At 41.5% G+C, this 11,398-nt stretch carries 3 protein-coding genes and 1 pseudogene; all 4 read right to left on the bottom strand.

Features of this window, described 5'->3' with window-relative positions:
• Positions 1 to 15: 15 nt before the first annotated feature.
• Positions 16 to 8,655, bottom strand: coding sequence for a non-ribosomal peptide synthetase/type I polyketide synthase (locus MKY75_RS12280; protein WP_340885465.1), 8,640 nt, complete (start codon positions 8,653 to 8,655; stop codon positions 16 to 18).
• Positions 8,648 to 9,556, bottom strand: a pseudogene (locus MKY75_RS12275) (aminotransferase class III-fold pyridoxal phosphate-dependent enzyme); the annotation flags it as partial. The pseudogene MKY75_RS12275 and the gene MKY75_RS12280, both read right to left, overlap by 8 nt.
• A gap of 491 nt (positions 9,557 to 10,047) precedes the next feature.
• Positions 10,048 to 10,413 carry a hypothetical protein gene (locus tag MKY75_RS12270; RefSeq protein WP_029515260.1) on the bottom strand — a complete coding sequence of 122 codons (366 nt, stop codon included), beginning with the start codon at positions 10,411 to 10,413 and terminating at the stop codon, positions 10,048 to 10,050.
• A gap of 485 nt (positions 10,414 to 10,898) precedes the next feature.
• The gene (locus tag MKY75_RS12265; protein WP_161626963.1) at positions 10,899 to 11,390 is read right to left on the bottom strand and encodes a Wadjet anti-phage system protein JetD domain-containing protein; all 492 of its coding nucleotides are present in this window, start codon (positions 11,388 to 11,390) and stop codon (positions 10,899 to 10,901) included.
• Positions 11,391 to 11,398: the final 8 nt, after the last annotated feature.

Below are 11,398 nucleotides of genomic sequence, written 5' to 3'. Positions count from 1 at the left end.
TCTTTTAATTCCTATTTATAGATTTTCAATCATGCTTAAAATTTCTTCGATTTCCACTGTATCGTTAAGTCTATTTTTAATACTTTTTGCTATTGCCGAAATTGTAGGACCCATAAACACTTCTTTTAATGCAAATTCTATGTCAAATTCTTTATGAACCCTTGATACAAGATTGGTTGCCTTTAATGAGTCTCCTCCTAATTCAAAGAAGTTATCATTTACTCCAATCTTCTGGACTCCAAGGATTTGGCTCCATATCAGTACAAGCTTCTCCTCAATTTCACCGAATGGTGCAGCATAGTCTACCCCTGTATTAATATTTCCATCAGGGGCAGGCAGGGCATTTCTATCTACCTTGCCATTCGCTGATAAAGGCAGTTTTTCCAACTGTACAAAATATGAAGGGATCATGTAGTCTGGCAGATCTTTGGAGAGATACTCCCTTAATTCCGGTATTGTCAATTCACTTTCTCCAACTATATATGCACAGATGTACTTGTTCCCTTGGGGGTCTTCCCTTGTTGCTGCCACAACTTCTTTTATTGAAGAATGTTTTAGAAGCTGAGCTTCTATTTCTCCAAGCTCTATTCGGTATCCGCGGATCTTAACCTGATGGTCTATTCTGCCCAGGAATTCGATATTCCCGTCAGGCAGCCATCTTCCCAGGTCTCCTGTTTTGTACAGCCTTATCCCCTTTTCTTCTCTGAAAGGATCTTCAAGGAATACATGGGCTGTTTTTTCAGGGTCATTTAAATAACCCCTTCCTACACCTGTTCCAGAGACGCAGATCTCTCCTTTTACTCCGATAGGGCACAGGTTCATGTTTTTATCTGTTATATATAGATTCATATTTTGTATAGGCTTGCCTACAGGAATGTTCTCTCCTTCATGAGCAGCTTCCATAGTATATAGAGTAATATCGTCCGCTGCCTCTGCAGGTCCGTAGGCATTAACTACTTTAGTATTTGGACATAGGTCAAACCATTTCCTTACTATGCCGGATTTTACGGTTTCTCCCGTTATCAGCAAGTAATGAAGTTTTTCCGGTTTATTCCCTGTATTTTCCACATACTCAAGCATTAAAGCAAGGTATGAAGGTACCACCTCAAGGACCGTTATGCCATCTTCTATGATCCGATTCGTAAACCTTGCAACATCCTTTACTATTTCATCTGGATAGATGATAATTTGAGCTCCTATGGTTAGGGCTGCAAAGAACTGCCATACAGATACATCAAAGTATTGAGGCGAGTTCTGGGATATTATGCTGTTGTTAGTTATACAAAGTTCCTTTATTTCCGCATGGATGTGGTTTATCATGCCAAGATGCTCTATCATAGCTCCCTTTGGTACACCAGTTGAACCAGATGTATATATAACATAGGCCAAACTATTTATGTCTATATCTAGATCTAGGTTTTCGCCACTTTCAGCCTCAATCTCTTTTTCACACTGGTCAAGGTATATAATTCGGCCTTTATAGTTCTCACTAAGCTGCTGGGTCACATAATCTGATAAGGTCAACACATAGGCAGCTTTAGATTCCTTAAATATATCAAGCACCCTTTGTGTAGGGTATTTTGGATTTACAGGTATGTAAGCCCCCCCTGCTTTCCATATACCAAGTACCGATTCTACAAATAAGGGTCCCCTCTCCAGCATGACAACTACGGCTTCTTCTCTACCAGTGCCAGCCTTTAGCATGTACCTTGCTATCCTGTTTGCCCTTTGGTTGATCTGGCCATATGTAAATCTACGGCCTTCATACGCTACTGCTATATTGTCTGGACGTACTTTCGTCTGCTGCTCAAACAGGTGGTGTACCGTCAGGTGATGTTCAAATTCAACCTTCGTATCGTTAAAGCCGTATATTATTCGCTCCTTTTCTTCTTGGGATAACATATTGATTTCTGATAGTTTTTTTTCAGGGTTTGAGGTTATCTCTTCAAGGATATTAAAGTAATGCTGAACAAGCCTTTCTACCGTCTCCTTCTTAAACAGACGTGTAGCATATTCCATCCATAATATTATATTATGACCATCTGGTATCAACTGGAATGTTAGGTCAAATTTTGATGTTTTACTTTCAACCGGATATTTGGAATACTTTAATTCACCACGATGTTCCATAATATGCTCATCAGAAGGAACAATATTAAACATAACAGTAAATAAAGGATTTCTGCTTGAATCTCTCTTTACGTTAAGTTTTGTCACAAACTGATCAAACCTGTATTCCTGATTTTCATATGCTTCTAAGGAGCTTTCTTTTACTTCTTCCAAGAACTCAGTAAAGGCCTTATTTCCCTCTGGGAAATTCCTTAATGCCAGGGTATTTATAAACATCCCCAGTATTCTTTCAGTATCAAAATGAGTTCTTGCCGCTATAGGAGTACCAATAATTATGTCTTCCTGTCCTGAGTATTTATACATTAGTGTATTTAATGCCGCAAGAAGTATCATATACACGGTGGCTCCTGTTTGGGAGGAAAGTACATTTAATTTATCCATCAAATGACTGTCTAAATCAAATAGCAACCTATTTCCTTCAAAGCTTTGAAGGACAGGCCTAGGATAATCTGTAGGCATATCAAGGATAGGAATTTCACCCTTGAACCTATTAAGCCAGTATTCTTCCTGCTTTTTGTAAACCTCAGTGCTAAACAAGCCATTCTGCCACTGGGCAAAATCCTTATATTGCACCTCCATTGCCGGAAGGCTTTCACCACTTAATATAGAAACTATTTCATCAAAAGTCCTGATTATTGAAGTTCCATCCGAGACTATATGATGTACATCAAGCAAAAGTATTTGCCTGCTAGCATGGATTTCTATAAGACCTACTCTTATTAAGGGTGCTTTGCTTAAATCGAACGGTCTTACAAATTCATCGATTATTTTCTCTACTCCGTCTTCCTCAGACTCAAAATATTCTATAGTAAAATCAACTTCATCTTGTATCCTTTGCACAAGCTCCCCATCAATCATCTCAAAGGATGTCCTAAATGCTTCATGCCTTTGTATCAATGTTTTTAATGCTTCCCCAAGGGCAACCCTTTCAATCCCACCTTCAAATAAAATTCCCACAGGTATGTTATACCCAATGTTGTTACCCTCAAGATTATTAATGATATACATCATCTTTTGTGCAGATGAGGTTTCATAGTACTCTTTTTCAGAAACTTTAGGTATTCTTTCAAGCTCAGCCTTACCCATATTTAGGGAACCCTGTTCTGAAATCTTTCCCGATTCGTATAGCTTTGATATCATTTGCTCGGAAAGATCGTATATGCTGGAACCCTTAAGAAGTTCTACTATGGAAACAGGTGTTTTAAAGGCAACCTCCATCCTGTTTTTTATTTCGGTGGCCATTAATGAATCCATCCCAAAAACAGTTAGTGGTTGTTTGGTACTTAGATCCTCAGGATTATAACGCAAAACCTTCGCTACTATTGTTTTAATATGCATTTCAACGATATTCTGCCTGCTCTGTATTGGAGATGAAATAATATCCTCCAGGATATCAACATCCACCTTTGATTTATTTATATTCTCTTGTTGTCCTGACTCATCTTGCAAAAGAGTTTTAAGCACATGTGGAGAACTCATGGGTGAGAACCATTTTTCCCCAAACGTTTGCCACGAGAGTATAGGTAGAACCACAGACTGTGCAACAGCTTCTCCAACAAGGTGCTCCATAGCCCTAATTCCCTTTTCTACCGTTACAGATTCTATGGATTTTTGTATATAATACTCCGGATCACGTTCCATAAACCTTGCAGCCATTCCAACCTCTGACCATGGTCCCCAATTGATACTCAGTGCAGGAAGTCCTCTCGATAAACGGTAATGTGCAAGTGAGTCCAAAAAGGCATTCCCAGTTGCATATGCTCCCTGGCCTGGTGAACCAAATACAGAAGCAACTGAAGAAAATAAAATAAAGAAGTCAATAGGCCGTCCCTCTGTCATACGGTGAAGGTTCCATGCACCATTTACCTTAGGCGAAAGGACCCTATAAAAAGTCTCATCTTTACTAACCTCAAGAAATTGATCATCCGTAATACCAGCAGAATGTACAACACCTCGAATAGGAGGCCTTTCTTCCTTATCAAAATCTTTAAAAAATCCAGCAAGCTTTTCCTCATCAGTTACATCCACTGATCCAATATATACTGTTGCCCCCTGGGACTCCAGCTTACGAACAAACTCAATCCTCTCTGCAAGGCTGCTGCCTGGCTCTACATTGTTCCATTCAGAACGTTTTGGAAATTCTCCGCGTCCAAGCAGTACCAGATGTCTTGCTCCCTTGGCAACCATCCACTGGGCTGTAATCATACCTATGCCACCAAAAGCACCTGTAATAACATAACTTCCATCGGGGCGAAGATGTACGGGTACTTGATGCTGCATATCAATCCGCAGTTTATCGATTCTTGCTGCAAGTCTATTCCCATTACGGAAAGCAATTTGGTTCTCTCCATTACCTAAGACTTCTTTTAACAGCATTTCCATTTCACCCGCATTGGCCTCTATGTCAAGGTCTACAAGGCCTCCCCAATTTGAAGGCAACTCATGGTAACCTATGACGGTGCCAAGGCCCCATACCAACGACTGTAAGAATGCAGAATTTGGAGTAGCCCTGTTGATCATTTGGGCTCCTCTTGTAATAACCCACAGCTTAAAATTTAATCCCAGATTTGTGGTTGCTTGTACCAGGTGTTTTAATACAAACAGGTTTTCAAAACAAGCTTTTTCTATAGCTGTATTGCTAACTTCCTGGATCTCAAGGATATTGAGGCTCCACATATATACAATACCTGTTAGCTTCGTTTTAATTTTTGAGAATTCATCAAACAACGCTCTAAGATCCTCAATGCTTCGAGGGTTTATATATATCTCACGCTCTTCATACTGCCAACCAAAATTCTCACCAGGATATACCATAAAGCATTCTTCTCCCCTTTTTTCAAGGAGATTTGCCAGTTCTTTTCCTGCTGCTTTATGATCCACAAAAATAAGCCATGCTCCAGAGTTAGCAGCAGCTGTGCGGGTATCAACTTCTTCACTTTTTAGAAGCTCCCAGTTTATCTCATAAAGATAATCCTTAACTCTTCCAGCATCAGACCCTCCACTATTTCCAAGTTCCTTAGTTCTTATGCCCAGTATTTCGGCGATTAGATTTCCGTCCTCACTATATAGACGGATGTTGGCGTTCAAATTATTATCTTTCCTATCTACCATCTGCGTATGACAAAGCATGACAGGCTCCGGCCTTCCATAAAGCTGCACCCTGTCTATTCCTACAGGTAGGAATGATTGGCCTTCGTTATTTTCATCTTCATTAAGTGGTGCAACTGCCGCAATGGTAACCTGGAAACAGGCGTCCAATACCGCCGGGTGAAGACCGTAGATAGAGCTATCAATCTCCAGTATTTTAGGGATCTCGATCCTGCCAAGAGCTTCGTTATCACCTTTCCATATCTTGTCTATACCTTGGAAATAAGGACCATAATGGAAACCCATTTGATAGAAGGTTTTATAACATACTTCTTTTCCGTATTCTTTGGTACAATTGCCAAGTATTTGAATCAACTCATCTTTAGCAGTGATCTTTATGTTTTGCCGTTTTCTTATTGTGCCGGATGCATTGCATGTCCAAGTCTTATCTTGTCCCGGTATCCTGCTTGAAATCTCGAATTTTGCGGTTTTTGGATCCAAAACCACCTGCACCACAGGTGATACTCCTTGATTTAAAAATAAAGCATTTTCAAACTTTATATCTTCAACTGTATAAAAACCCTCTCCAAAATAGCTTCTGGCACAAGCCATTCCCAGCTCTACATACCCTGCTCCGGGGAAAACTTCTATACCTTGTATTTTATGATCAGAAAGATACGTCATATAGGTAGTATTAAGTTCAATCTCCCATATAGGGCTGGAAGTTTTCAAACGGCGTCCTAAAAACTTGTGCTTATTTTTTCCCTGCCTAAATTCACTTGATTCCTGCGTTTCCATCCAGTATTTATCCCATTGCCATGGATAAAGAGGGAGACTTACAAACTCACCTTGGTACCGGTAAATCTTGTTCCAATCTATAGGGTATCCCAGTGCATATAGATTTCCTAAGTTCTCCAGTATTGAAACCTGTTCGTTTTCATTTCTTTTTATAGAGAACAACTTCTTACCTTCAACGTTTTTAGCTGACAGACAATTAGAAATAGAAGCTGCTAAAACAGGGTGAGGGCCCACCTCAATAAATAAGTTATAATTCAACGAAATCATTTCATACATTGCTGCTTCAAAACGTACCGGCTCTCTTACATTTTTATACCAGTAATGTCCATCACACTCTGTACCCGTCAGCATTTTCCCTGTAACCGTGGAATATATCGGTATCCCGGCAGGCTGGGACTTTATTCCTTTTAATGCCTCCAATAGCTCCTGCTCATATGGTTCCATTTGGTAACTGTGATACGCTACATTGACCTTTAAAAGCCGCGCAAAAACCCCCTTATCCTGCAACTGTTTTTGGATCTGCTCAAGGGCATCAGGATCACCTGACAAAGTTACCGAATTTGGGCTATTGATTGCTGCCATTGAAACACCTTTTATGTTCTCATCCAGCAGGGCCACAACTTCTTTTTCTGGTAAACCTACCGCCAGCATTGTGCCCTTGTTTACTGCTTTTTGCTGTGCACGGCTTCTGTGAATACTTACCAACATGGCATCTTCAAGGCTGTAAATTCCTGCAACATATGTAGAAGCCACTTCTCCAACACTGTGTCCTACCACCGCATGGGGTATAATACCCAAGGATTTCCATACTTCAGTCAAACCCACCTGAACAGCAAAATTGGCAGGTTGAGCAAACTGGGGCTGGTCCAGACGTGAATTCTCCTCATCGGCGAGAAGTTCCTCCAGTAGAGACCATCCAGCATACTGACGTGTAAGTTTATCGCATTTTTCTATCATATTTCTAAACACAGGGTCTTTTTCAAGGAGCTGTCTGCCCATAGCCCACCATATGGGCCCCATACCTGTATATACAAAAACAGCTTTATTGTACTTTCCTGCCTCAACATTTCCCGCAGACATCCCCTGGCGTGCTTGTCCTTTAATATACGCTTCCAGGTTTCCTGCAAGTTCTTCCTTTGAAGATGCCGAAACTGCTAGTCTATAGTCATGATGGGTGCGCTTTTTGCTCATCATGCTTCCAATATCATATAAAGAAATACTTTCTCCACTTCCATTAATAAAATCAACATACTTTTGCGCATAGTTTTTTAGCGCCTTTTCTGAGCGCGCAGATATGGGAATCATATATGGCCATCCGGTATTTACATTAACTTCAGGAGTACCCTGTTTTTGGAGATCTGTAGCTTCCTCCAAGAGGATATGGGCATTTGTTCCTCCAAAACCGAATGAATTTATGCCAACCAATGCGGGTTGCGGCAAAGGCTCCAGGGTCTGAGGAATTCGTATACATAAATCGTCAAAGGGAATTTTAGGGTTTGGATTCTTAAAGTGCAGATGTGGAGGTATTTGCTTATGCTTTATGATTAGTGAAGCTTTTATCAGTGCGGCAACTCCTGCAGCGGCCTCAAGGTGGGCAATGTTTGTCTTAACAGATCCGACAATACACTTTTTATCTTTTGGCCTGTCTGTTGAAACCACTCGTGCTATTGCATTAGCCTCAATAGGGTCTCCAACCGGAGTGCCGGTGCCGTGAGCTTCAATATATGTTATATCTGAAGGTGATATTCCTGCCTTTTTGTATACCTCCTTCATTAAGTTTTCCTGAGCCTGCCCGTTTGGAACAGTAATCCCGTCTGTGTGGCCGTCCTGGTTTACACCCGATCCACTTATTACGGCATAAATCCTATCTCCGTCTTCGATAGCATCTGACAGGCGTTTTAAAACCACAACGCCGGCTCCTTCTCCTCTTGCATAACCGTTTGCACTGGAATCGAAAGTTTTGCACCGTCCATCGGGAGATAAAAAACCACCCTTACTTTCCGCTATGGTATACTCAGGTGTAGCTATAACACTTACTCCGCCTGCTATTGCGAGATTACATTCATTATTCAATAAACTCCCGCATGCAAGGTGTGTTGCAACCAAAGAGCCCGAACACGCTGTATCTACAGACAAACTTGGACCTCTGAAATCATATATATATGAAATCCTGTTGGACAACATTGTCATCATCATACCCGTTGCCGAATGTGTATCTAAATTTTCAACCGATTCGTTTTTAAATTGTATTGCTTGATAGTCAAGGGTGAAGCCGGCTACAAAGACACCGGTATTGGTTCCTGCTAGCTTGGCCGGATCCAAGCCTCCATCTTCCATTGCTTCCCATGATGTCTCCAGCATCAGTCTTTGCTGTGGATCAAGAAAGGCCGCTTCCCTTGGAGAAATACCAAAAAACAAAGGGTCAAACTCATCTATTTTATCTAAAAATCCACCATGACAGGTGTAATGCTTGCCTGGCTTTGATTTGTCAGGATCATAAAACTTTTCTAAATCCCAGCGGCCTTCGGGTAAATCGGAAGTCATATCTTTTCCCGCAGTCAATGCTTCCCAGAACTCCTCAGGCCCCCTTATTCCTCCTGGCAAACGGCATCCTATTCCTATAATGGCGATTTTATCCATAACTTTCGACCTCCAATACTTTATTTATATTCTCTTGAATAGCTTGTCTGATAATTGAACAACCCTGCTGCAAAAGTTCAAGCTCGATGGTTAACGGAGGCATAAGTTTTATAACACTGTCTTTTCTTCCTGCGCTTTCGATGATTAAACCGTTTTGGTAACATTCCTCTACTACTTTTTGCGTGATTCGCTCATCCTCCACATTGGAAAAATCAATACCCCAAATCAAACCTGCACCCCGAATGGTCAGGCCCTTATGTAATGACAAAATCTGCTTGGTTAAATATTCTCTTACAAATGCTTCCTTATATTTCACAGACTGTTCCAAATTATTCATTTCCCAATATTCCAACGCAGCTGTAGCTCCAATGAAAGCAAGCTGGTTTCCCCGGAACGTACCGTTATGCTCACCAGGCTTCCAGACATCAAGTTCCGGTTTCATCAGCAGAATAGACATGGGAAGGCCATACCCGCTGATTGACTTGGAAAGCAGTACAATATCAGGGATCATCCCGGCACGTTCAAATGAAAAGAACGGTCCGGTGCGTCCGCAGCCAACCTGAATGTCATCGCAAATCAGTAGAATACCGTGTCTGTCGCTAAGTTCCCTCAGCCTGAGCATCCATTCGGGTGAAGCTATATTTACGCCGCCTTCCGCCTGAATGGTTTCAAATATAATAGCCGCCGGTTTTTCGATTCCCGAGTGACCGTCGTTTAGAACGGCTTCCATGTATTCAATAGTATCGAATGAGTCAATTGGACTCTCGGAGTATGGGGAAAAGGTAACATCGGATAATGCTATGCCGGAGGAAGATCTTTTCTGAATGTTGCTGGTAACAGCCAGACTCCCCAGCGACATTCCGTGAAATCCTCCCATAAACGCAAATATACCAGTCCGTTTAGTGAATGGCAGTACCAAGATACGGAAAAATTTCTTCCCCAATTACTTCATGTCTTGAGAAATAAGTGATGAGTCTTTCGTATCCGTATTTATCCTTTATGTGTTCTTTTAAAAAGTCCTGATCGATCATGTTTACACTCAATGATAATACAGTAATATGAAAATAATTCCAATAGGTCATAAGTTCTACTTTACTTGAAATTTTTATCAGGCTGGAAATCTTAAAATGAGAGCAACGTATTATAGCAAGGAAGCCACCTACATTTTTTGAGCGTGTATCGGGTTTGTAGAAGTAAAAAGGTATCCTTCTAATAAAAACTTCTTTAGTTACAGGTTGGTAAGCAATATTATCGTCAACGCTCCACTACCCGCCGGATATATATCGCTAGCTCCAGAAGTTTGGGCTTACCGGACGCGCTGGGGTTATGGCGGCAGCCGCAGGACCGATCGATGAGGATCGGACGGATTGACGCGGCATCAATGCGTCAAAGTCAAGAGGCCGCTGAAGAGCTTTCGTAAGCTTTTTTCTGTTGCGGACGGAACCACGAGGCAGCAAGAGCGAGTAGAGAAGTCCCTATTAATGCGATGATGACCCAGCGGTAACCGTGAATGACGAAAGCAAAATCAACGGCAGAAATCACATTGTTCTTTCCGGAATACAGCACGTTCTTCAGGTGGGCTGGCAGCGCTGCGCCGACGATGGTTAAAGAAAGAGCCGTACTCAGCACTTGACCCAAGTTATATAGCATGGACCGCAGTCCATTCGCCACCCCGCGGCTTTGCTCCGGAACGCTTGACATGATCTCCGTCGTATTGGGGGTAAGGAATAAACCGGTCCCGACCCCGATTAACAACATGCCGCAAGCGGTGACCCCGTAAGAGAAATATCCACCGACCACGAATAGGAGTAACCGCCGGTGTCAGCACACGATCACGCTTTGATCGCTTGCTGTAGCCGGGAACTGAGAATGTAGTCTGCAACTGGCTCTTCATCCCCCATTTAAATAAGCCGCCAAGATACCCAGACGTTACCTTGCTCTACACCAACCTGGTAACAACCTTGTTTCCTTGATCGGCCAGTTACGGATTTACTTGATTTTTATGGTGAAAATAGAAGGCTCAATTTTGATTTTTGTCCCAGTCCAAGAAAACAACTAATAACAATAAATGAAAAAAGCCGCAAAAGTCGCGGCTATTGTGAAATACACTGTCAATACAAAGTATTACCACGAATCTTATAGAATTCGGCAACAACCAGTGGCTGAAATACAGTTTATAATAGTATAGCTTCTTGCTCTAAACTCTTGCCCGTACACAACATCTCTCGAATTAATCCGTGAAACTAGGAATTATCCGTGTTTTCCAGTAGCTGCTCCAATTTGACTTGATAATCTGCAGTGAAGGTTTCTGCCCAATCCAAATGCTGATGGAAAGTAGTCTTATCCATACGATAGGGTCGTAGTTGTGGAAACACTGATTTTTGCAAATGCCGGAATATTTGGAACCCTCCCCAATCGATGTCGCCCCAAAACTGAACTTCAATCTGAAGACCATTTTTATCAAATTTATCTTGGATTTGCCGAAGAAAAAATCGTTTATCCGGTCCTGGAAAACTTCCAAGATAAACAACAATGATCTTCTTCTCTAACAAATTACCAATTCTCGATAACGATTGGATATATTCATGAAATACAGTTTTATTTCCAATGATAAGAATGCGTTCAGCCCTCAAATCTATCACGCGGCCTGCTTTCATTAATTGCGAGTGAACCGTCACACCAAAGAATAGTCGCTCCGGGAGAGATTCACCCATTTGTAATTCAATTCCGTACAAGGCTTGAA

Origin of the sequence: Paenibacillus sp. FSL L8-0663, assembly GCF_038008125.1 — a bacterium.
GTDB classification, from domain to species: domain Bacteria; phylum Bacillota; class Bacilli; order Paenibacillales; family Paenibacillaceae; genus Paenibacillus; species Paenibacillus polymyxa_D.
This window is presented reverse-complemented; position numbering and strand designations above follow the sequence as displayed.

What these genes read in the sequence shown, in the direction of transcription:
- MKY75_RS12280 (WP_340885465.1), bottom strand. Translation starts at nt 8,655, where the DNA reads ATGGATAAAATCGCCATTATAGGAATAGGATGCCGTTTGCCAGGAGGA.
- MKY75_RS12270 (WP_029515260.1), bottom strand. Translation starts at nt 10,413, where the DNA reads ATGTTGTTAATCGGGGTCGGGACCGGTTTATTCCTTACCCCCAATACG.